Raw genomic sequence first — 20,414 nt, forward strand, 5'->3', positions numbered from 1 at the left:
GATAACCACGGCTGGAAGCTGACGCTGTCGCAGAACATCGCCATCGGAATGGGGCCGGAGTTCCGCCCGATGCTGCGTTTCTACGTGACCGGCGGCCAGGTGGATAACAAGCGCACCGCGAAGGTCAACGGCACCAAAGACGAACAGTTGGATTCGCTGAACGTCGGCGGCATGTTTGAAGCGTGGTTCTAAGAGTGAAACCATCCCGGGTCGCGGTGTAAGAGCCAGACCCGGGTGCGCATTCCCGAAGGTGGCGCTGCGCGCCTGTCCGGGCAACCCGACCGCAGACTGCGGTGAACCCGTAGCCCCATTACACCCGCACTTTCGTCGCCACCAGCAGGCCGGTAATCAGCATCAACGTACCGGAGAGGACCAGCGGCGAGAGCAAACCGAGGTGATCCAGCGCCACGCCGCCAACCGCTGCGCCGCAGGTGTTAGCCAGCTGGATCACCGCCACCTGAATCGACCCGGCTTTTTCCGCCTGATCGGACAGGGAGCGAGTAATCCACGTTGACCAGCCTACCGGTATCAACGCGAAGGCAAAGCCCCAGATCACCGCCACCGTCGACGCCACGATTTTACTCTCCCCCCACAGCACCAGCACCGCGGCGCTGATAGCCAGCACTACCGGGGCAATCGCCAGCGCCGCTTTCACCGAGCGCTTGAGCAGCATTGAGGAGAGCGAGGTGCCGACAAAGCTGGCGATGCCGAAGCTGAGCAGCACCAGCGTCAGACCGTCGACGTCAAAGCCCGCCAGGGTCATATACACCGGGCGGATATAGGTAAAGAAGGCAAACTGGCCGGCGAAGGCCATAAAGATGGCGCACATCCCGGCCATCACGCCGGGCCGCTTCAGCAGGCCGAACATATTTTGCTGCGCCGAGGTCGACTCGCCCGGTAGAGAAGGCAGCGCCTTCAGCACCCAAATCGTACAGACCACGCCCATGACCGCCGCGCCGTTAAAGACGTTACGCCAGCCGATAATACCGCCAAGGAAGCTGCCCAGCGGCGCGGCGATCACCAGCGCTATCGATACCGCGCCGAAAATAACCGATAGCGCTTTGGGCACCACGCGCATCGGCACCAGCCGCATGGTGAGCGACGCCGACATCGCCCAAAAGCCGCCCAGCGCCAGACCAAGGCAGGCGCGGCCCAGCAGCAATAACGAAAAGCTGTTGGCAAACGAGACCAACAGGCAGGAAAGGGTCAGCAGAACCGAAAACAGGATCACCACGTAGCGGCGATCGGTATTGCGGATGATCGAGGTGATAAACAGGCTGGCGAACATCGCCACGAACGCCGTGGTGGTAACCGACTGCCCGGCAACGCCTTCGGAGATGCCTAAATCCTGCGCCATCGGCGTGAGCAGGCTGACCGGCAGGAACTCAACGGTAATCAGGCAGGCAACGCAGAAGGCCACCGCAAAAACCGCCGACCAGTTGGGTCGCGCCGCCTGATTAGCCTGCGGCGCAGAGGCATTCGAAGGAGTCATAAGTTACCTGCATGGTTGAATACGGAGGAGCCGCGCAGTGTAACATTTAAAATGTGACGAATTTAACGTTTTGACAACTTTTCACCAGCATCGCCAACGGACACAAGGTTCGCAGGATCAAAGATGGAATGCGATTCGCTTACCGGTTGGCAGCTTAACATCAATACTGAGTTCCCCCCCGAGCGCTACAACATAACGCTTCAGCGTTGACAAACGCGGGTCGTTATCAGCCTGTTCCATTTTTGCAATGGTGGGTTGTTTAACGCCCATTGCCTTAGCCAGCTCTGCCTGAGACATATTGAGTTCTTCCCTTAACATACTTAATGCGATAGCCTGGCGCATTTCTTCGACTTTTTCAGCAATACGCGCCTGGCTTTCCGGGCTCTGTTTGGCCATTAATTCTTTAAGGGTCGCCATATTTTTTCCTTACTGATTAAGGTGCTTACGGTACTCAGCATCTGCAAGCTTGATCATATCTTTATAGAATCTCTTTTCATTTAACCCTGTTTTATCTCCGGCGCATAACACGATGCCGCGACGAGAAGGGTCAAATACAAAGAAAGCTCTGATCGGGCTACCTCGATGCTGAACGCGCAGCTCTTTCATATTCGAAAAAGCAGAATCGTTTACTGTATCCGCAAACGGCCTTCCGAGTTGGGGGCCATACTCGGATAAGATCACCATAGCGGCGAGCATATCCTCTTTAAGCGCTTCGATCTGCGCCTCAAACCACTTGTCGAAAACCTCCGTTGTTTCAACATCCCACATCAGCGATCCCTCATAGCCAATAAGCCATGAATAAACTATAGCCTATTGGCTATAAAAGCAATCCATCTCTTTAGAAAATGACTTACGCATTGGCTAATCTGCGTTCACATGCCGCGGTCGTCAGCTCGCTAACGATGATTTCGTTGGAAGTGCAGCCAGATAATGCCGCTTTGTTGCGATGAATTTGCATAGTTGGCCTCGTCAGCGTGACGTTTAACGAAGCCAACAGTACACCGGGAAGTGATATCAGTGCAGCCAGTGGACGCCATCCTCCGGCAAAAACAGCGCGTTATAGCGCTCCTGCAAAGCGTGCAGCTCGCTCACTTCCGGCTCCAGCTCGCGAAGGAAACCTTGCGCGAGGCGGATTTGCGCTTCGGTAATCGGCGCCCCGAGGCGGGACTTTTTCATCAACCGGTACCAGTAGTGCAGGTTCTGCTCGCTGCCATCGACGATAGCGACCTGCCAGATCAGCAGCACCTGCGCGGCATTTTGCAAATGCGCCTCATTAGGCCGTTCCAGGTAGCGTAAATACTCGTTACCGGCGGTTTTTCCTAGCTGATCGATCATCGATTCCAGCGGTACCGGCGTAATGCCTAATCGTTCGCTCAGACGGCGAATCGCACGGCGTGAATCAGAGGTAAGCACCCGAAATCCCACAACAAATACCACTATCAGCGTGGCCAGTCCTAACCAGATCATGCATCCTCTCACTCAATCGCAGCCCCACTATCATAATGGGAAATTGCCCGCTGTCGACTGTCGGAAATACCAGAATGTGACTTATCGCGGCCCCCTGGCGCGTTCATGAAATCACCGATCCCACCCGGGGAGCGGCTACATCAAACCGCCCGGCAAGAAGCATAAAAAAGCCCGGCGCAGAGGCCGGGCAAAGTGACTCACACCCAATGACTCAGGCAGTCTGCAAAGTTTGTGTCTTTTTCTGGCGGCGGATTTTACGTTCTTCAAACACCGCAACGATGGCCATCAGACAGATGCAGCCAATTGCCGCCGCATCCAGCGCCGCAAAGGTGCCCGCCCAGCCGGTGAGGCCGAAAATCGGCGTACCGTCGGCAATCATCCCGAGTCCCAGCTTGGCGAAGCTATCGCCGATCAGATAGGCGAAGGTGCCCTTGATCCCGTCGGCAGCGCCAATCGCCTTTTTCGGCACGAAGCCTACCGCGGCGACGCCGATCAGCAGCTGCGGGCCAAACACCAGGAAACCCAGCGCAAACAGCGATGCGAGATAAACGTATTGATTGCTGGCATGCTGATAAACACCCAGCGTGGCGATAATCAGCGCCAGCGCAACGCAGGCCACCAGCGCGCGGCGACCGTTTGCCAGATCCGACAGCCAGCCCCACAGCAGCGTGCCGACCAGCGCGCCCACTTCAAACAGGGTAAAGCCCTGAATCGCCACCTCTTTGGAGAGCTTCAGCTCCTGGAAAGCGTAAACGGTGGACCACTGGTCGATACCGATGCGCACCACGTACAGGAAGATGTTGGAGAAGCACAGCAGCCAGATGACTTTATTCTTCAGCACATATTCGACGAAGATCTGCCATTTGGTCATGGCGTTCTCTTCCGTCTCTTTATCCTCTTCGCTGATCTCTTCGCCAAACAGCTCTTCGGCGTTACCGAGGCCGTAGGATTCCGGGGAGTCGCTACCAAAACGCAGGCCGATAAAACCGACGATTAACGCAATAATCGACGGGAAGATAAACATGCCAATCACGTGGCCGTCGAACAGGTAGTTGGCGCCAAACAGCGCCACGCCCGCCGCGCCGGCGCCGCCGAGGTTGTGGGAGATATTCCAGAAGCCGAGGAAGGTGCCGCGCTTACGGCGAGGCGTCCACTTGGTAATGGTCGAATAGCTGCACGAGCCGCCGGTGCTCTGGAAGAAGCCGCTCAGAGCGTAGAAGGCGATCATCAGGAACAGGCTGGTCGACCCCGCGCCCATGCTGGCGCTGAAGCCGAGCATACAGATGGCCGAGAGAATCAGCATAAACGGCAAGAACTGCTTAGTGTTCTTACCGTCTGCGTAGTAGGAGACCAGCGTTTTACCCACACCGTAGGTGATAGAAAAGCCGAGGCCGATCATCCCCAGCTGCGTCATGCTCAACCCGTAGGTGGAGATCATGTCGTTCTGCGCGATATTAAAGTTTTTGCGGATCAGGTACATGGTCAGATAGCCGATGAAAACCACCAGATACGACTGCATGAACGGTTTGAACCACATTTTGCGCCGCGCTTCGAGCGGCAGGTCCAGGGTTGGCTTGCGCACCTGGTTTAAGAAGGCCAGCATGATTGGGTGACTCCTGAGCTGATTTAATACCTGCGAATGGCAGGCATTGTAAAAATCAGCCGGGAGACTCGCCTGAGACAGCGTCCAGGCGAAACCGGGAAAATTTCTTAGTTTTACGCCATTCGGCGAAGAAAGGTGAAGTCGGTCACGCTTCTCGCGGCGCCTGGGCGTTTAAAAACGGCAGCAGCAGCAGGGCGGAAATACCGGCGGCAATGGCGATGACCACGAAAAATCCGCTCCAGTGCCAGATCTCCATCACCTGCGCCAGCGGCCAGCCGGAGAGCGATGCGCCAAGATAGGCAAACAGGCCAACAAAGCCGGTTGCCGCCCCCGCCGCCTCTTTGTGCGAGCACTCCGCCGCCGCCATGCCGATCAGCATCTGTGGGCCAAAAACGAAAAAGCCGGCGGTAAAGAAGCAGGCCGCCTGCATCACGTAGCTGGCGAACGGCATCAGCCACAGCCCGCCAACTGACAACAAAATCCCGGCGGCGAAAATCAGGTTCATCGGCCCGCGGTTGCCGTTGAAGAGTTTATCCGAGCCCCAGCCCGCCACCAGCGCGCCGATAAAACCGCCCACTTCGAACATGGTGACCGCCGAATTCGCCGTCACCAGATCGACGCCGAGCGTTTCCGACATATACAGGTTGCCCCAGTCGTTAATCGCCGCGCGCACCACGTATACCAGTACGTAGCACAGCGAGAGCAGCCAGATATAGGGATTCAGCAGCACGTATTTGGTGAGGATCTCTTTGCGGGTCAGGCCAGCGCCCTCCTGCTGCTGGGCAATCTCCAGCTCATCATGCCGCCAGTCGCCCACTGCGGGCAGCCCGACCGCCTGCGGCCGGTCGCGCAGCCGCCAGCAGAGAAACAGCCCGGCGAGGATCGCCAGCGTCCCGGCAATCATCATCCCCGTTCGCCAGCCGTAGTGCAGCGCCGCCGCGCCAACCACCATTGGGATCAGCGCCCCGCCGACGTTATGCGCCGTGTTCCATAGCGCCCACCAGCCGCCGCGCTCGGTACGCGAATACCAGGCCGTCAGCAGGCGGGCGCATACCGGCGAGCCCCAGCCCTGGAAGAAGGCGTTCAGCGCCCACAGCAGCGCGAAGGCCCACAGGGAAGTGGAAAAACCAAACAGAATATTCACTACGCCGGTAGCGACCAGGCCGATGCCCATAAAATAGCGGGCGTTAGAGCGATCGCTGACGATACCGGAGAAAAATTTCGATAGCCCATAGGTGATGTAGAACAGCGTCGCCAGCAGACCGATATCGCTGCGGGTCAAAACGTTGCTGGCGAGGATTTCCGGCACCGCCGCGTTAAAGCTTTTGCGGGTGAAGTAAAACAGCGCATAGCCCAGCCAGATGGTCAGCAGAATATGCCGACGCCAGTAGCGGTAGCGCTCGTCCAGCGCCTGTTTGTCGGTAATCGGCGGAGCATCGGGCGGGGATTTTAAAAAGGCAAACATTATCGTTCCTCAAGCGTAGCGCAGCGGCAGGCTGACGCAAACGCGAGTGCCGTGGGTGCAGGAGATGGTCAGGGTGCCGCCCAGGGCGGTGACGCGCTCGCGCATGCCGGTGAGGCCAAAGCCCTGCTGACCGGAGCCCGGTGGCAGGCCGCAGCCGTCGTCCTCGATCACCAGCATCAGCCGCTGCTCCTGCTGCCAGCCTTGCAGCGTGACGGCTCTAGCGCTGGCGTGTTTGACGATATTATTCAGCCCCTCCTGGCAGACGCGGAACAGAGTGACGCGCTGGTTTTCGCTCAGCAGCGACTCATCGATACGCCACGCCAGATGGCTGACCATACCGCGATCCTCCAGCTCCATTTCGCGCATCAGCGAGCGCACCGCCTGCTCAAGCGTCAGGTCGTCCAGCTGGCGCGGGCGCAGGCGGCCCAGCAGGCGGCGCACGGAATCGTAGACGCCGAGCGAAAGCTGCTCAATCAGCTGGCCGCTCTGCCTGACGCTGGCGCTATTCGGCGCCAGCCGCTGGACGATCCCCGCCTGGGTGCGGATGGCGGTAATGGTCTGGCCGATATCATCGTGCAGCTCGCGAGCCACTTCGCGGCGCACGCTCTCCTCGGTTTCCAGCAGGCGTTCCGCCAGCCGCTGGTTACGCACCAGCTCCTTTTGCAGCGACTGATTCAGCTCGCGCAGCCGCTGTATTCCGGCGCCCAGCAGCAGGCCGGTCAAGCTTTGCGCCAGCAGCGAAAGCAGTAAATCCACCGGATGATCGTGCCAGGTCTGGCTGGCGATCAGCGCGATGGCGTTCATCAGGGTCGCGATCAGCGCTCCCTGCCAGCCGTAGTGCCAGGCCAGAGCGATAATCGGCAGCGCCAGGCAGAAGGGCGTAAATCGTGAGAGCTCGGCGGGCAGCCCCAGCTGGAGCCAGAGGCTGACGCTGAACAGCAGCAGGTACCAGATAAGATGCCGCCCGCGCCAGTTCACCGGCTGCGAGACCAGCGATGGCCCCAGCGGCCGCCAGACGGTGCTGGTGAGATAGTGCCAGATAACCAGACAGGTGGGCGCCAGCGTCAGGCCGCCGGTCAGGGTCAGCAGCAGCGCGTTCAGTCCCTCTTTGCCCTCCAGCAGCCACGGCAGCGACTGGAGCAGCGCGGCGGCGATCAGCGCGCCCCCCTGACGCAGCAGGGTGAGCCAGTCGCGCTGCTGGCGATAGCGGGAAATCAGCGCCACCGGCAGCAGGGTCAAGAGGCTTCCGGTCATCAATATTATCGGGTGCGCCAGCGCCACTTCCTGCGCCAGCCAGAGGATCAGCAGCCACTCCGCGCCCAGCAGAACCGGCCAGTAGCCGCGCGGGCACTGCAGCATCAGGCCAAGCCGCAGGCCAAAGGGGAAAAGCAGCACCGCAAGATCGGGGCGCTCCACCAGGTGCAGGCTGATGCTCCACAGGCAAAACCACGCGGCGGAAAAGATAAAGCAACAGCCGACAACCGAGAGCAGCCGCGAGAAAAAGGCTTTCATTGCCAGCTATCGAACATGCGGCGCGCCAGCTCGACGTCGTTGCTGACGCCCAGCTTTTCCAGCAGGTTAGCGCGATGAACGTGGACGGTTTTCGGCGACAGGCCCAGCTCGGCGGCAATCTCTTTTACCGCCATCCCCTGCGCCAGCTTTTCCGCCACCTCGCGTTCGCGTTTGGTCAGCGGGTCCCGTCGTCCGGCCGCCAGCTTCATGGCGATATCCGGCGTCAGGTAACAGCCGCCAGCCGCCACGGTGCGCACGGCGGCGATCAGCTCATCCGGGCTGCAGCGCTTGGAGAGAAAACCGCGCGCCCCGGCGTTCAGCGCCTGCTCCACCAGCGCCGGGCTGTCGTGTACCGACAGCATGACGATCGCCATCCCTTTCGGCAGCTGGCTTAATAATTCAAGCCCGGAGATATCCGGCATCGAGATATCGCAGATGCAGACCTGCACGCCGCGACCGGGCAGCCCCGCCAGCGCCTCGCGCCCGGAACCGAATTCGGCAACGACCTGAAAATCGGCTTCCAGCCCCAGCAGTTGGGCAAAGCCGGAGCGGACGATAAGGTGATCGTCAATAAGGGCGATAGTAGTCATGGCGTTTCCTGACGGGTTAAAAAACGCGCTTACCTTAACGATATACACTTCATCCTTCAAGCTGCCTCTGCGCAGACTTGCCGCCTTGATGGCACGACTGATTGAGTTGCCAGCAAGTCATTCACAACGGCGGGTGCGATATTTAATCTCTATGTGTTATGGCTACAATCGCAATATAACGCTGCCAATTATTCACATGTAAAATATATTGATGCCATTATTGCCTAAGATCACTACATCCATTATGTACAGGAAGTAACCTAAATGATATCGTCCCTGTAAAATCAGCAAGGGAATATATATGCACCAACGACCTCATTTAGCTAAGCAAACGATCGATGCACGTTTGCTTAACCAGCCAAATACAAAAACGCAGAGTAAAACGGAAAAGTTATCGCACAGCGAAAAATTAGCTTATATCAACGATGACTACTGCGAGATAACGCGTAATTACACTTCATTTTATGGGATGAACATCCTGGGCATTGTGCTTTTCTTGCCTGTTGTTATTTTGTGTTTTGTGGGTATTTTATTTTCCTTATATGATATAACATTCAATTTTGAACGACATGTTGAAAGCTGGAATTCCAGGTCGGGCGATTATCTTTTACTATGTTTTGGATTTTTTCTTTCATTTTTCATGACGTTTATTTTCGCAGCCATCGTAAACTATTTTATCTTCGCGCCCCAGCATTATCCGGTTCGTTTTAATAGAAAAACCGGCAAGGTTTATGTTTACGATTACGTGATGTATAGTATCACTTATAAATTAACCTATACTTTCTGGTGGCATCATCCTTTTTATAAACGAACTAAACCTGAGTGCAAAGAGTATGACTGGAGCCAGATTCAAGCCATCAGTATATATTCACGCAATAAGCACTCATCATACTCCACAATTCGCTGCGTCGTTTATGACTCCAGCATCAGTACCACTATGATCGATTCCTTTAACCTGATATCGACGGACGCGGGTACGGATGCGCTGTTTATGCCTAACTACAAGCTGTGGTTATGGATTAGTAATTATATGAAATTTAACGATGAGTTATTAGATATGTCCGTTAACACGAAACCAGGTATTTATGGACGCAAAGTGAAGTGGCCTGATGATATGGATAAGAAATCTAAAGCATCATCTTTGAATGAGTACAGTAAAATCTGCTCTGAATAAACTCAGAGTAGGCTTTACTTCCCGGCAAGAATATTCCCGCCGGGAAGACTAGTTACTCAAAAAAGACCGCGATTTTGCTGAACATAGAGGGATCGGACTGGTTACGCACCACTTTCTCAACATCTTCCAGCTTTTCGATCTGGCTAATCATCTGCCCGAGGCGCTGATCGTCGTTGACCAGCAGCCAGATGCGGCTCTGGTTGCTGTCCTGAATCGGCAGACAAAGAATGCCTTCCACGTTGAAAGCACGACGGGCAAACAGGCCGCAAACGTGGGTCATCACGCCGGGATGGTTGCGCACGGTGAGCTGTAGAATAACGTTTTCATGAGTCGCTTGTTGCATGGCTTATTCCCCCACCATTTCAGTATTGGCCGCACCCGGCGGTACCATCGGATACACTTTTTCTTCGGCATCGATACGCACGTGGATCAGCGCCGGACCCGGGCGGTCGATAATCGCCTGCAGCGCCGCCTGCGGATCGGCTTCGTTATTTAAATCACAGGTTTGCAGACCAAAACCGGAGGCAATCTGCATAAAGTTAACCATCCCCGGATAGGTCGCGGCGAACACGCCCTGCTTGTAGAACAGGCTCTGCTGCTGATAAACCAGCCCCAGCGCTTCGTTATTCATCAGGATGATTTTCACATCCAGCTGATTTTCCGCCGCGGTAGCCATTTCCTGAATGTTCATCATCAGGCTGCCGTCGCCGGAGAAGCAGATGACCTTGCGCTGCGGGTTGGCCAGCGCCGCGCCGACCGCGGCAGGCAGGCCAAAGCCCATGGTGCCGAGACCGCCGGAGGTCAGCCACTGGCGCGGGCGGTTCAGCGGATACGCCTGCGCGACCCACATCTGGTGCTGGCCCACGTCGGTGGTGACGATAGCCTCGTCGTCAACGCAGGCGGCGACGGCGTTAATCAGGCCATAATGGGAAAGTGGGTCTTGCTCCTGCGGGATGGTGCAGGGGAACTCCCGCTGCAGTTCGGCCACCAGCTGCAGCCATGCGCTGCGCGGCTGCGCCTCAACCTGGGGGATCAGCTGTTCCAGCACTTCGCCAACGTCGCCCTGAATCGCCACGTGCGCCTGCTTGATTTTACCCAGCTCTGAACGGTCGATATCAACGTGGATAATTTTCGCGTTCGGGCAGAACTGCTCGGTTTTACCAATCGCCCGGTCATCAAAACGCGCGCCTAAAACAACCAGTAAATCAGCCTCTTGCAGAATAAAATTGGTACTGCGCGCGCCGTGCATCCCCAGCATGCCCAGCGACAGCGGATGCGCTTTCGGCAGCATCCCCAGCGCCATCAGGGTCTGGGTAGTCGGCAGGTTGGCCTTTTCCGCCAGCTGGCGAATATGCTCAGGCGCGTTGATCACCCCGCCGCCCAGGTAGAGCACCGGACGCTGCGCGGCGTTAATCATCGCCGCCGCTTCACGTACGCTGGCGCTATCGAATTCCGGGGCTGCCATGCGGGCGCCGGGTTCCGGCAGGGCGTCGAGCTCAATGGTTGCCGCCTGAACATCCTTAGGAATATCTATCCACACCGGCCCTGGTCGCCCGGACTGCGCGATGCGAAACGCGTCGCTCATCACCTGCGGCAGTTCAGCAATATTGCGCACCAGGTAGTTATGTTTGGTGATGGGGATAGAGATACCGTAGGTGTCGACTTCCTGGAAAGCGTCGGTGCCGATCATCGAGGCCGGAACCTGGCCGGTAATGCACACCAGCGGAATCGAATCCAGGCGGGCGTCGGCGATCGCGGTGATCAGGTTGGTTGCCCCCGGTCCGCTACAGGCCATACAGACGGCGGGTTTGCCTTCGGTGCGCGCCATGCCCTGGGCGATGAATCCCGCCCCCTGCTCGTGACGCGCCAGAATATGGCGGATCTGCGTGCTTTGGCTTAACGCGTCGTAAATGGGAAGAATGGAGCCGCCCGGAATGCCGCTGACCGTGGTGATCCCCTGACGCTCCAGTAAATGAACGACTAACTGTGCGCCAGTGAAGCGCATTTTTTCTGATGTTGTGCCCGAACTTGCCATGCTCCAGTCCTTTTATTCTGGGCCGACTTACCGGGGGGCATGAAACGAAAAACCCCGCTCGGTTTGCGCCGGCGGGGTTTGGAATTCGTGTTGTTCCGGACCCTACGGCGCGTTGCCGACGACGACCACCACAGACACGACGACCACCGCGGCAGGCGCGGTTAGTAGTAGGGTCGAAGTCAGCGTGGTAGCGTTCATGAGGGACCTGTTGTCTCAAAAAGTGAATGAATTTATACAAACACAGCTTGTGTCATTTCACAATCGATTTATTTTCAACCACAAGAAACTGCGTTAAGGATCACATTAATTTGCGGAGGGATGAAAAACAAAAAACCCCGCCGCGGCGAGGTTTTCTGTTCGGTGTTTTTACGGTTGGTAGCCGCAAGCACACTGTATTACGTCAACGAAAAAAGTATACGCGATCGGCGAAGAAGGCGCAATTTTCACGACGGTTTTAGCTGATGTAGAGTATGGATCGTCCACGTAAATTTGTCCAAAAAATACTGTTCATGCATACAGTATTCATTCTATACTGAGGGGGTACGCAGGGTGAATCTGGGGCCGCACTTTTACCGGCGCAAAGAAGTCCTGGCTGAAACGGGTGGTGCCGTCAGCGCCTTAACCCCAGAAGAGCACACTGTGTTACGTCAACAAGTACCCCGAATAGTTTAGCCCGCCGCCGACAAGCCGGCGCCTGAAATATGACGGGTATCCCTGGCTGGCAACAGGCGGCGGAAAGGTACGCCAGCCGGTCGTGCTCCTGAACCAGAGGAGACGCGTATGGGCGGAGTGGATATCATTGTTCTGATCCTGAAACTCATGGTTGCCGTGTTGCAACTACTTGATGCAGTCCTGAAGCAGTTCCGCTGATTCAGGTTCAAGTCGCACCTGGGAGGGGCGGGAAACCGCCCCTCTACAGGCTAACCCGATGGAGAAAACCATGCCACCGCTGTTGATTGCCGCCATCACCCCGGACGAACCCGGTTTTTCGGCACTGCGCGCCGAAAGCCAGGCGCAAAACCTGAATATGCTGCGCCGCCTGGCGGAGAACTGGCAAAATGGGGAAAATCGCTTTAACGCCCCCGGAGAAAAGCTACTGGGGGCCTTTGCCTACGGGCAGCTGGTCGGCGTGTGCGGGCTGAATGCCGACCCGTTTAGCCAGCAGCTACGGGCTGGCCGCATTCGTCATTTATACATCGGCGAACGCCACCGTCGACAGGGGATCGGGCATCAGCTGCTGGTCTCGGTTATCACCCATTCCGGTGCTAGCTTTGATTTTCTCAACACCCATGCGCCGTCAACGGCCTGGTCGTTTTATGAAAATCTGGGGTTTCGCCCGGTGCATGATGAGCCCCGGGTTACGCATCGTCTCTTCTGTTCGCTCTAGCCGCCGCTGGCTGACGACAAGCACGCATGTTACAGTCCGGTGACGATTTTTTTCCTCAGCGCCAGGCCGCAATGACCATTACCGTATTCTCTATTTTGCTGTTCGCCGCCCTGCTTCACGCCAGCTGGAACGCTATCGTAAAAGCCAGCGGCGATAAGCTGTACGCGGCGGTCGGCGTTAGTGGCTCAGCGTCGCTCATCGCCCTGATTCTGCTCCCCTTTTCTCCCCAGCCGACGCTGGCCAGCGTGCCGTTTCTTGCGGTTTCCTGCGCGCTGCAGGTGGTGTATACGGTGCTGGTGGCAAAAACCTATCAGGTCTCGGATATGAGCCAGACCTATCCGCTGATGCGCGGGACCGCGCCGCTACTGGTGGCAATAATCAGCGTCATCTTCCTGGGCGACCATCTTTCCCCGCTGGCGTGGCTGGGCATCGGCGTCATCTGTCTGGCGATTCTGGCGATGGCTTTTAACGGCCGCGCCAGTTCAAGCCAGGGTATCGTACTGGCGCTAATCAACGCCTGCTTCATTGCCGGCTACACGCTGGTTGACGGAACCGGGGTACGGCTTTCAGAAACCGCGCTGGGCTATACCCTGTGGACCTTTTTTATGAACGGCTTCTGCCTGCTGGGCTGGGCGATGATTGCCCGACGCCCGCAGGCCAGCCGCTATCTGCGCCAGCACTGGAAGAAAGGCATGGTCGGCGGCGTCGGCACCATGGGCTCCTATGGTCTGGCGCTGTGGGCAATGACCCAGGCGCCGCTGGCGGTGGTTGCCGCCCTGCGCGAAACCTCGATTCTTTTCGGCGCGGTTATCGCATTTATCCTGTTGAAAGAGAAGATGGTTCCAGTGCGTATCGTTGCCGCCTGCGGTATCGCCGCCGGGGCGATTTTGCTGCGGCTGTCATAAGCAATACATGGCAACATTAGTTGCCGATTGTTGTTTACAAAACCTGCCTGAAAATCCTCCCACAATCACCGTCACGTGGTTGTCCTGTCATTATTATGTGGTAGATTCCTCCATCGTTTTGCGGGTGTGCCAGTCACATATTCTCTATACTCAACTTTATACAAAGTATTCATCGACATGAAACGGCATAAGAACTTCAATTTGTTGTTGATGCTGGTACTGCTGGTGGCCGTAGGCCAGATGGCGCAGACCATTTATATTCCGGCGATTGCCGATATGGCGGTATCGCTAAACGTTCGCGAAGGCGCGGTGCAGAGCGTGATGGCCGCTTATCTGCTGACCTACGGCGTCTCGCAGCTCTTCTACGGCCCGCTGTCCGATCGCGTTGGCCGCCGCCCGGTGATCCTCGTTGGGATGTCTATTTTTATGCTGGCGACGCTGGTTGCCATCACCACCCATAGCCTGCCGGTGCTGATTGCCGCCAGCGCGATGCAGGGCATGGGCACCGGCGTCGGCGGCGTCATGGCGCGTACCCTGCCGCGCGATCTGTATGAAGGCGCGCAGCTCAGGCACGCCAATAGTCTGCTGAATATGGGGATTCTGGTCAGCCCGCTGCTGGCGCCGCTGATTGGCGGCATTCTCGATACTCTGTGGAACTGGCGGGCCTGTTTCGTGTTCCTGCTGGTGCTTTGCGCCGGCGTCACCTTTAGCATGGCGCGCTGGATGCCGGAAACCCGGCCCACCGGCGCACCGCGTACCCGGCTCATCACCAACTATAAAACGCTGTTCGGTACCGGCGCGTTCAACTGCTATCTGCTGATGCTGATCGGCGGCCTGGCGGGCATTGCCGTATTCGAAGCCTGTTCCGGCGTACTGATGGGCGCGGTGCTGGGTCTGAGCAGCATGTCGGTCAGCATTCTGTTTATTCTACCGATTCCGGCGGCGTTCTTTGGCGCCTGGTTTGCCGGCCGGCCGAACAAGCGCTTCCCGACGCTGATGTGGCAGTCGGTGATTTGCTGCCTGCTGGCGGGCGTGCTGATGTGGATCCCTGGCCTGCTGGGCGTGATGACCGTCTGGACCCTACTGGTTCCCGCCGCGCTGTTCTTTTTTGGCGCCGGGATGCTGTTCCCGCTGGCGACCAGCGGCGCGATGGAGCCCTTCCCGTTCCTCGCCGGTACCGCCGGGGCGCTGGTGGGCGGACTGCAGAATATTGGTTCCGGCGTGCTGGCGTGGCTGTCGGCAATGATGCCGCAAACCGGCCAGGGCAGCCTTGGCCTGCTGATGATGCTGATGGGATTGCTGATTCTGCTATGCTGGCTGCCGCTGGCGTCGCGCTTTCATCAACACCAGCAGCCGGTTTAAGGCCTCGTGGACAACCCGGAGGCGGCGCCTGACGCGCCTTGTCCGGGCTACCGGATTGGCAGGCTGCCGGGACTCTGTAGCCCGGCTAAGCGCAGCGCGAGCCGGGAAGCGGAGGCGAAGTATCAGTCCCGGCATATTTCCCGGAGGCGGCGCCTGACGCGCCTGTCCGGGCTACCGACCGGCAGACAGCGGTAAACCCGTAGCCCGGTCAGCGCAGCGCCACCGGGATGAAACTAAGCCGGTCATCATAATTGCGCCTGACCCTGCAGCCAGTTGATAAAGGCATCGATTTTCGGCCATTGACGGCCCGGCAGGGTCGTCACGTAGTAGTGCTGATGGCACTCCAGGGTCATCTCGCCGAACGGCGCAATCAGCTCGCCGCTCTCCAGGCGCTTTTGCACCAGCCGCTTACGCCCCATCGCCACGCCGACGTGGTGCATCGCCGCAATGACTGCCAAATCCGAACGATCGAAGCCAATTCCTGACGATTGCGGCAAATCGATGCTAAATTTCTGCGCCCAGCTGAACCACTCGTCAGTACCGGAATCGTTGCTCCAGGCCTGACGATCGTGCAGCAGCGTGCAGTGGCGAAGGTTGGCGGGATTCTGCTGCAGCTGATGCTGGCGCGCGTAATCCGCCGTACACACCGGCACGATAGCCTCATTCATCAAAAAATGATGGCTAAGCTGCGAGGAAGGCGCGTCATCAAAGTAGATCGCCAGGTCTATGCCCGCGCGCTGCATGTTGACGTTATCGTTGCCGGTCAGCACGGTAAGCGAGATCGACGGATAGCGGCGGGTAAAATCGCCGAGCGCGGGCACCAGCCAGCACTGGGCGATGGACGGGCGCGAATAGACCGTTAACGTTCCCGACAGCTCCTGGTTTTTAATATCCAGAATCTCCTGGTTCAGGCTGTCCAGCGAGGACTTCAGCGCCCAGAACACCCGTTTGCCCTCATGCGTCAGCTCCACCTTGCGGTGCGAGCGCACAAACAGCTGAATCCCCAGCTCTTCTTCCAGCTGATTGATACGGTGGCTCACCGCGCTGGGCGTCAGCGACAGCTCCTCCGCCGCCAGGGCGAACGACTCATGGCGGGCGGCGACTTCAAACGTATACAGCTTCGAAAGCTGCCAGCCGTTGAGCAGCCGATTACCCAGATCTTTTAGCGTCTCCATCACCTACTCCTTTAATTTTCCTCGCCGAGTGTAAGAAAATTATCGCCCTGCCGAGCGCTTAAAGATGAAAAAAAGTGATTCATAGCACAATAAATAGGCAACATTAGAGCGAAATCACCTTTTTGATTCAATTTGATTCACCTGAAGAGCCGTTTATATCGTTTGTCAGCACGTGCCGTTTTTCTGTTCAATACCCATAGATTATTCACAGGCGAGGTGGGGTATGGAATCTCAGATCTGGGTTGTGAGCACGCTGCTGATTAGCATCGTGTTGATTGTGTTAACTATCGTCAAACTGAAGTTTCACCCGTTTCTGGCGCTGCTGCTGGCCAGCTTTTTCGTCGGCGCCATGATGGGAATGAGCCCGCTGGATATGGTTAACGCCATCGAGAGCGGGATTGGCGGCACGCTGGGCTTCCTGGCGGCGGTGATTGGGCTGGGGACGATTCTCGGCAAAATGATGGAGGTCTCCGGCGCGGCTGAGCGTATCGGCCTGACGCTCCAGCGCTGCCGCTGGCTGTCCGCTGACGTCATTATGGTGCTGGTGGGCCTGATTTGCGGGATCACGCTGTTCGTTGAAGTGGGCGTGGTGCTGCTGATCCCGCTGGCGTTTTCCATTGCCAAAAAAACCAACACGTCGCTACTCAAGCTGGCCATCCCGCTGTGTACGGCGCTGATGGCGGTGCACTGCGTGGTGCCGCCGCATCCGGCGGCGCTGTTTGTCGCCAATAAGCTGGGCGCGGATATCGGCACGGTGATCGTATACGGTCTGCTGGTGGGCCTGCTGGCTTCGCTGGTCGGCGGCCCGCTGTTCCTGCGGCTGCTCGGCAACCGCCTGCCGTTTAAAGCGGTTCCGGCTGAATTTGCTAACCTCGAAGTGCGCAAAGAAGAGACCCTGCCGTCGCTGGGCGCCACGCTGTTTACGGTGCTGCTGCCGATCGGCCTGATGCTGGTCAAAACCATCGCCGAACTGAATATGACCAAAGGCGGCACGCTGTATATGCTGCTGGAGTTTATCGGCAACCCGATCACCGCCATGTTTATCGCCGTCTTCGTGGCCTACTACGTGCTGGGTATCCGCCAGGATATGGGGATGAGTACCCTGCTGACGCATACGGAAAACTGCTTCGGGTCGATTGCCAACATTCTGCTGATTATCGGCGCAGGCGGGGCCTTCAACGCCATCCTGAAAACCAGCGGCCTGGCCGATACGCTGGCGGTGATTCTGTCGAACCTCGATATGCACCCGATTCTGCTGGCCTGGCTGGTGGCGCTGATTCTGCACGCCGCGGTCGGTTCCGCCACCGTCGCAATGATGGGCGCAACCGCCATCGTCGCGCCGATGCTGCCGCTCTATCCCGGCGTGAGCCCGGAAATCATCGCTATCGCCATCGGCTCCGGCGCGATTGGCTGCACTATCGTAACGGATTCCCTGTTCTGGCTGGTTAAACAATACTGCGGGGCAAGCCTTAACGAAACGTTCAAATACTATACCACGGCGACCTTTATCGCTTCGCTGCTTGCACTGGCCGGTACATTCCTGCTTTCTTTCATCATCTGAGCGCAAAGAGACGTAATATGAAAAACGCTGACATGACCACTTTACTCGCACAGTTTCCTCTACTGGAGGAGCTGATTGCCCTGAAAGAAACTACCTGGTTTAACCCGTCAACGACGTCGCTGGCGGAAGGGTTACCCTACGTTGGCCTGACGACAGAAGACGTTCAGGACGCCCACGCCCGGCTCGATCGCTTTGCGCCCTATCTGGCGGAAGCCTTTCCGGAAACCGCGGCCACCGGCGGTATTATCGAGTCTGAGCTGGTGGCTATTCCGGTAATGAAGGCCCGGCTGGAAAAAACTTTTAGCCAGCCGATTAGCGGCGATCTGCTGCTGAAAAAAGACAGCCACCTACCGATTTCCGGCTCCATTAAGGCCCGCGGCGGCATTTATGAGGTGCTGACCCATGCGGAGAAACTGGCGATCGGCGCGGGGTTATTAAAAACTTCCGACGACTATCGCAAGCTGCTGACTCCTGAGTTCAGGGATTTCTTTAGCCAGTACAGCATCGCCGTCGGCTCCACCGGTAATCTGGGGATGTCGATTGGCATTATGAGCGCGCGCATCGGCTTTAAGGTGACGGTCCATATGTCCGCCGACGCCAGGGCGTGGAAAAAGGCCAAACTGCGCAGCCACGGCGTGACGGTCGTGGAGTACGAAGAGGATTACGGCGTGGCGGTTGAGCAGGGGCGCAAAGCCGCCGAGTCTGACCCGAACTGCTTCTTTATCGATGATGAGAACTCGCGCACCCTGTTCCTCGGCTACGCCGTGGCCGGCGAGCGGCTAAAGGCGCAGTTTGCCCGCGAAGGGCGCGTGGTGGACGCCGGTCATCCACTGTTTGTTTATCTGCCGTGCGGCGTGGGCGGCGGCCCCGGCGGGGTGGCGTTCGGCCTGAAGCTGGCATTTGGCGACCACGTCCACTGCCTCTTCGCCGAGCCGACCCACTCCCCTTGCATGCTGCTGGGGGTCTATACCGGCCTGCATGACCAGATTTCAGTTCAGGATTTGGGGATCGATAATCTGACCGCCGCCGACGGTCTGGCGGTCGGCCGCGCTTCCGGTTTCGTGGGCCGGGCAATGGAGCGCCTGCTGGATGGGTTCTACTCTCTCGATGACCAGACTATGTACGATATGCTGGGTTGGTTAGCCGAAGAAGAAGGTATTCGCCTGGAGCCATCCGCGCTGGCCGGCATGGCCGGGCCGCAGCGGGTCTGCGCCAGCGAGGCGTATCAGCGGATGCACGGTTTCACCGCGGAGCAGATGCGCAACGCGACCCATCTGGTGTGGGCGACCGGCGGCGGCATGGTGCCGGAAGAGGAGATGGCGCAGTATCTGGCGAAGGGGCGGTAACCCTCCCGGCAGGTAAACACCATGGCGACGAAGGCTCTCTCGTCGCCATTTTTTTAGCGCAGCAGATGCATGAGCTCAACCGGCGAGCGGTGCTGGTTGAGTAAATCGCGCAGAACGCGCATATAGGGGGCGCTCCAGCTATAAAACTGCCGGTATCCCTCGCATAGCGCGTTGGAGCCATCCTCCAGTCGCAGCTGCGGGCAGCCGCCACCGCATAATCTTAGCCAGGCGCAGCCCGCGCAGGCCGGTCCCGGCGGATTATTCTCATAACGTACTGTCTCACCGCGCCAGGCGCGCAGCGTGGCCTCAAACAGCGGCACGACGATGCGGTTAGCGTCTTCTTTGATCCAAATAGCAAACACCGCGCAGAGAAAATCCCCCCACAGCCGGGCGTCGGAAGGTTGCAGATGGGGAATAAACTTGATAGCCGCTGCCCCCTGCGCGCTGAGCTGGTGGTAGACGCGTTCTGGGCGCTCACACTCCTGACGATGGATAATCACTTCCCGTACCGGGATATCGCTCGCCAGAGACTGGCAGTTACCGCAGTGCCGATCGTCACCGTAATCGGCCTGACATCCTGTCATATCACATCCTTAATAAACAAAATCACTTGTCGTATATGGGTTACAGCAAACAACAATGACAGGGAAAGTACTGCGAATGCGATCAAAAATTTGTCACGAACCGCCTGCCGCTGGACGAAATCACTGTGCTCAACGTCCATCACATTGCGGCTGCGGGTATAGCGCCAGAGGATGACGGCGACGAACGGCAATATGCACAGCGAAATCCAGAACGGAAGCCCCGCCTGATGCCAGTGGTGCTTAATCGCCAGCGCCAGCAGCGCGCCATAGCCTAAAAGGGTGCGAAACCAGGCCAGCGACGTGCGCTCCGGCTGTAGGCCCGGGTCGTTCTCGCGGCGCGCCCGGCGATTATCCGGCATAGAGCACCAGCGCCATGACCACCACGATAACGATAGTCAGCAGAATACTGATCAGCAGCAGGGTGCGGGTATAGAGAAGGTCCTGTTTAAGCCGCATCGCCTTTTCATTGCTCAGCCAGCGTATATAGCCGTAAATCGCCAGGCCGCCGGCAAACAGGCACAGCAGCAGAGCGAGAATTTCGCGGATCAGCGGCGTCGCGAAATCCGGCGCCAGCTGGTCCAGGCCGACGCCGCCGGCTAAAAAGCCAAGCGAAGTGCGGATCCACGCCAGAAAGGTACGTTCATTCGCCAGCGAGAAGCGGTAATCCGGCGCTTCGCCAAGGCGGGATATTTTCATCATGACTCCGTGATGGGTTGCCGATTGCGTAAAATACCGCCGATTCTACCTGACAGCCAA

The 20,414-nt window shown here is 57.8% G+C and carries 22 protein-coding genes and 1 pseudogene; 8 read left to right on the plus strand and 15 right to left on the minus strand.

What is annotated here, in order from left to right:
* A partial coding sequence (locus CMQ96_RS23870) for a carbohydrate porin (RefSeq protein WP_141522395.1) occupies positions 1-192 on the plus strand: 192 nt, incomplete at its 5' end.
* A gap of 118 nt (positions 193-310) precedes the next feature.
* Here CMQ96_RS23870 and nepI read toward each other — a convergent pair.
* From nepI to uhpA, 8 genes are all read right to left on the minus strand, one after another.
* Positions 311-1,492: a purine ribonucleoside efflux pump NepI gene (nepI, locus tag CMQ96_RS23875; protein WP_024360566.1), complete on the minus strand. Its 1,182-nt coding sequence runs from the start codon at positions 1,490-1,492 to the stop codon at positions 311-313.
* 117 nt (positions 1,493-1,609) lie between these two features.
* A complete protein-coding gene (locus tag CMQ96_RS23880) occupies positions 1,610-1,909 on the minus strand; it encodes a helix-turn-helix domain-containing protein (RefSeq protein ID WP_024360565.1) in 300 nt (99 codons plus the stop codon).
* Between the two features lie 9 nt (positions 1,910-1,918).
* A complete protein-coding gene (locus CMQ96_RS23885; protein ID WP_024360564.1) occupies positions 1,919-2,260 on the minus strand; it encodes a type II toxin-antitoxin system RelE/ParE family toxin in 342 nt (113 codons plus the stop codon).
* 246 nt (positions 2,261-2,506) lie between these two features.
* Complete coding sequence (locus tag CMQ96_RS23890; protein WP_024360563.1) at positions 2,507-2,959, minus strand: DUF1198 domain-containing protein; 453 nt, start codon at positions 2,957-2,959, stop codon at positions 2,507-2,509.
* Between the two features lie 211 nt (positions 2,960-3,170).
* Complete coding sequence (gene uhpT / locus CMQ96_RS23895) at positions 3,171-4,562, minus strand: hexose-6-phosphate:phosphate antiporter (RefSeq protein ID WP_004126843.1); 1,392 nt, start codon at positions 4,560-4,562, stop codon at positions 3,171-3,173.
* A 145-nt stretch (positions 4,563-4,707) separates the two neighbouring features.
* Positions 4,708-6,027 carry an MFS transporter gene (locus CMQ96_RS23900; RefSeq protein ID WP_004133107.1) on the minus strand — a complete coding sequence of 440 codons (1,320 nt, stop codon included), beginning with the start codon at positions 6,025-6,027 and terminating at the stop codon, positions 4,708-4,710.
* A gap of 9 nt (positions 6,028-6,036) precedes the next feature.
* Entirely contained in the window at positions 6,037-7,518 is a 1,482-nt protein-coding gene (gene uhpB / locus CMQ96_RS23905) for a signal transduction histidine-protein kinase/phosphatase UhpB (RefSeq protein ID WP_162685357.1), read from the minus strand.
* A gap of 17 nt (positions 7,519-7,535) precedes the next feature.
* A complete protein-coding gene (gene uhpA, locus CMQ96_RS23910; RefSeq protein WP_004107112.1) occupies positions 7,536-8,129 on the minus strand; it encodes a transcriptional regulator UhpA in 594 nt (197 codons plus the stop codon).
* A gap of 301 nt (positions 8,130-8,430) precedes the next feature.
* On the opposite strand from uhpA, the gene CMQ96_RS23915 reads away from it, so the two are divergent.
* Positions 8,431-9,303, plus strand: a complete 873-nt coding sequence (locus tag CMQ96_RS23915) for a DUF6708 domain-containing protein (protein ID WP_098067439.1) — start codon at positions 8,431-8,433, stop codon at positions 9,301-9,303.
* A 52-nt stretch (positions 9,304-9,355) separates the two neighbouring features.
* Here CMQ96_RS23915 and ilvN read toward each other — a convergent pair whose 3' ends face one another.
* The 3 genes from ilvN to ivbL all read right to left on the minus strand — a co-directional run bounded on the left by ilvN (position 9,356) and on the right by ivbL (position 11,536).
* Entirely contained in the window at positions 9,356-9,646 is a 291-nt protein-coding gene (gene ilvN, locus CMQ96_RS23920) for an acetolactate synthase small subunit (RefSeq protein WP_004107116.1), read from the minus strand.
* A 3-nt stretch (positions 9,647-9,649) separates the two neighbouring features.
* Entirely contained in the window at positions 9,650-11,338 is a 1,689-nt protein-coding gene (gene ilvB / locus CMQ96_RS23925; protein WP_064343356.1) for an acetolactate synthase large subunit, read from the minus strand.
* Positions 11,339-11,440: 102 nt separating this feature from the next.
* Positions 11,441-11,536: an ilvB operon leader peptide IvbL gene (gene ivbL / locus CMQ96_RS23930; RefSeq protein ID WP_004107123.1), complete on the minus strand. Its 96-nt coding sequence runs from the start codon at positions 11,534-11,536 to the stop codon at positions 11,441-11,443.
* 557 nt (positions 11,537-12,093) lie between these two features.
* On the opposite strand from ivbL, the pseudogene tisB reads away from it, so the two are divergent.
* The 4 genes and pseudogenes from tisB to emrD all read left to right on the plus strand — a co-directional run.
* Positions 12,094-12,208 (plus strand): annotated as a pseudogene (gene tisB / locus CMQ96_RS23940) (type I toxin-antitoxin system toxin TisB); the annotation flags it as partial.
* 70 nt (positions 12,209-12,278) lie between these two features.
* Positions 12,279-12,725 (plus strand): GNAT family N-acetyltransferase, encoded by a 447-nt coding sequence (locus CMQ96_RS23945; protein WP_004133098.1) that lies wholly within the window; start codon positions 12,279-12,281, stop codon positions 12,723-12,725.
* Positions 12,726-12,796: 71 nt separating this feature from the next.
* Entirely contained in the window at positions 12,797-13,630 is an 834-nt protein-coding gene (locus CMQ96_RS23950; protein ID WP_024360559.1) for a DMT family transporter, read from the plus strand.
* Positions 13,631-13,807: 177 nt separating this feature from the next.
* Positions 13,808-14,992, plus strand: coding sequence for a multidrug efflux MFS transporter EmrD (gene emrD, locus CMQ96_RS23955; RefSeq protein WP_024360558.1), 1,185 nt, complete (start codon positions 13,808-13,810; stop codon positions 14,990-14,992).
* A 245-nt stretch (positions 14,993-15,237) separates the two neighbouring features.
* Here emrD and dsdC read toward each other — a convergent pair whose 3' ends face one another.
* Positions 15,238-16,167 (minus strand): DNA-binding transcriptional regulator DsdC, encoded by a 930-nt coding sequence (dsdC, locus tag CMQ96_RS23960; RefSeq protein WP_049132004.1) that lies wholly within the window; start codon positions 16,165-16,167, stop codon positions 15,238-15,240.
* A gap of 223 nt (positions 16,168-16,390) precedes the next feature.
* Between dsdC and dsdX the strand changes: the two genes are divergently transcribed.
* Complete coding sequence (gene dsdX, locus CMQ96_RS23965) at positions 16,391-17,728, plus strand: D-serine transporter DsdX (protein ID WP_004126868.1); 1,338 nt, start codon at positions 16,391-16,393, stop codon at positions 17,726-17,728.
* A gap of 17 nt (positions 17,729-17,745) precedes the next feature.
* Positions 17,746-19,074, plus strand: coding sequence for a D-serine ammonia-lyase (dsdA, locus tag CMQ96_RS23970; RefSeq protein WP_049099785.1), 1,329 nt, complete (start codon positions 17,746-17,748; stop codon positions 19,072-19,074).
* Between the two features lie 53 nt (positions 19,075-19,127).
* Here the strand turns inward: dsdA and CMQ96_RS23975 are convergent, their stop codons facing one another.
* From CMQ96_RS23975 to CMQ96_RS23985, 3 genes are read right to left on the minus strand one after another with little or no spacing between them, the layout of a single operon-like run.
* The gene (locus tag CMQ96_RS23975; protein WP_004871787.1) at positions 19,128-19,658 is read right to left on the minus strand and encodes a hypothetical protein; all 531 of its coding nucleotides are present in this window, start codon (positions 19,656-19,658) and stop codon (positions 19,128-19,130) included.
* A complete protein-coding gene (locus CMQ96_RS23980) occupies positions 19,655-20,017 on the minus strand; it encodes a DUF202 domain-containing protein (RefSeq protein WP_049087033.1) in 363 nt (120 codons plus the stop codon). The genes CMQ96_RS23975 and CMQ96_RS23980 overlap by 4 nt, the downstream gene beginning before the upstream one ends.
* On the minus strand, positions 20,007-20,354 hold the full coding sequence (locus CMQ96_RS23985) for a YidH family protein (protein ID WP_098067440.1): 348 nt from the start codon (positions 20,352-20,354) through the stop codon (positions 20,007-20,009). The genes CMQ96_RS23980 and CMQ96_RS23985 overlap by 11 nt, the downstream gene beginning before the upstream one ends.
* Between the last annotated feature and the right edge of the window lie 60 nt (positions 20,355-20,414).

Source organism: Klebsiella sp. MBT K-1 (assembly GCF_002556465.1).
Classification (GTDB): domain Bacteria; phylum Pseudomonadota; class Gammaproteobacteria; order Enterobacterales; family Enterobacteriaceae; genus Klebsiella; species Klebsiella grimontii.

What these genes read in the sequence shown, in the direction of transcription:
- CMQ96_RS23885 (WP_024360564.1), bottom strand. Translation starts at nt 2,260, where the DNA reads ATGTGGGATGTTGAAACAACGGAGGTTTTCGACAAGTGGTTTGAGGCG.
- CMQ96_RS23880 (WP_024360565.1), bottom strand. Translation starts at nt 1,909, where the DNA reads ATGGCGACCCTTAAAGAATTAATGGCCAAACAGAGCCCGGAAAGCCAG.
- uhpA (WP_004107112.1), bottom strand. Translation starts at nt 8,129, where the DNA reads ATGACTACTATCGCCCTTATTGACGATCACCTTATCGTCCGCTCCGGC.
- nepI (WP_024360566.1), bottom strand. Translation starts at nt 1,492, where the DNA reads ATGACTCCTTCGAATGCCTCTGCGCCGCAGGCTAATCAGGCGGCGCGA.
- CMQ96_RS23975 (WP_004871787.1), bottom strand. Translation starts at nt 19,658, where the DNA reads ATGACAGGATGTCAGGCCGATTACGGTGACGATCGGCACTGCGGTAAC.
- ilvN (WP_004107116.1), bottom strand. Translation starts at nt 9,646, where the DNA reads ATGCAACAAGCGACTCATGAAAACGTTATTCTACAGCTCACCGTGCGC.
- ivbL (WP_004107123.1), bottom strand. Translation starts at nt 11,536, where the DNA reads ATGAACGCTACCACGCTGACTTCGACCCTACTACTAACCGCGCCTGCC.
- dsdC (WP_049132004.1), bottom strand. Translation starts at nt 16,167, where the DNA reads ATGGAGACGCTAAAAGATCTGGGTAATCGGCTGCTCAACGGCTGGCAG.
- uhpT (WP_004126843.1), bottom strand. Translation starts at nt 4,562, where the DNA reads ATGCTGGCCTTCTTAAACCAGGTGCGCAAGCCAACCCTGGACCTGCCG.
- dsdX (WP_004126868.1), top strand. Translation starts at nt 16,391, where the DNA reads ATGGAATCTCAGATCTGGGTTGTGAGCACGCTGCTGATTAGCATCGTG.
- CMQ96_RS23915 (WP_098067439.1), top strand. Translation starts at nt 8,431, where the DNA reads ATGCACCAACGACCTCATTTAGCTAAGCAAACGATCGATGCACGTTTG.
- ilvB (WP_064343356.1), bottom strand. Translation starts at nt 11,338, where the DNA reads ATGGCAAGTTCGGGCACAACATCAGAAAAAATGCGCTTCACTGGCGCA.
- CMQ96_RS23900 (WP_004133107.1), bottom strand. Translation starts at nt 6,027, where the DNA reads ATGTTTGCCTTTTTAAAATCCCCGCCCGATGCTCCGCCGATTACCGAC.
- CMQ96_RS23950 (WP_024360559.1), top strand. Translation starts at nt 12,797, where the DNA reads ATGACCATTACCGTATTCTCTATTTTGCTGTTCGCCGCCCTGCTTCAC.
- CMQ96_RS23945 (WP_004133098.1), top strand. Translation starts at nt 12,279, where the DNA reads ATGCCACCGCTGTTGATTGCCGCCATCACCCCGGACGAACCCGGTTTT.
- CMQ96_RS23980 (WP_049087033.1), bottom strand. Translation starts at nt 20,017, where the DNA reads ATGCCGGATAATCGCCGGGCGCGCCGCGAGAACGACCCGGGCCTACAG.
- CMQ96_RS23985 (WP_098067440.1), bottom strand. Translation starts at nt 20,354, where the DNA reads ATGAAAATATCCCGCCTTGGCGAAGCGCCGGATTACCGCTTCTCGCTG.
- emrD (WP_024360558.1), top strand. Translation starts at nt 13,808, where the DNA reads ATGAAACGGCATAAGAACTTCAATTTGTTGTTGATGCTGGTACTGCTG.
- dsdA (WP_049099785.1), top strand. Translation starts at nt 17,746, where the DNA reads ATGAAAAACGCTGACATGACCACTTTACTCGCACAGTTTCCTCTACTG.
- CMQ96_RS23890 (WP_024360563.1), bottom strand. Translation starts at nt 2,959, where the DNA reads ATGATCTGGTTAGGACTGGCCACGCTGATAGTGGTATTTGTTGTGGGA.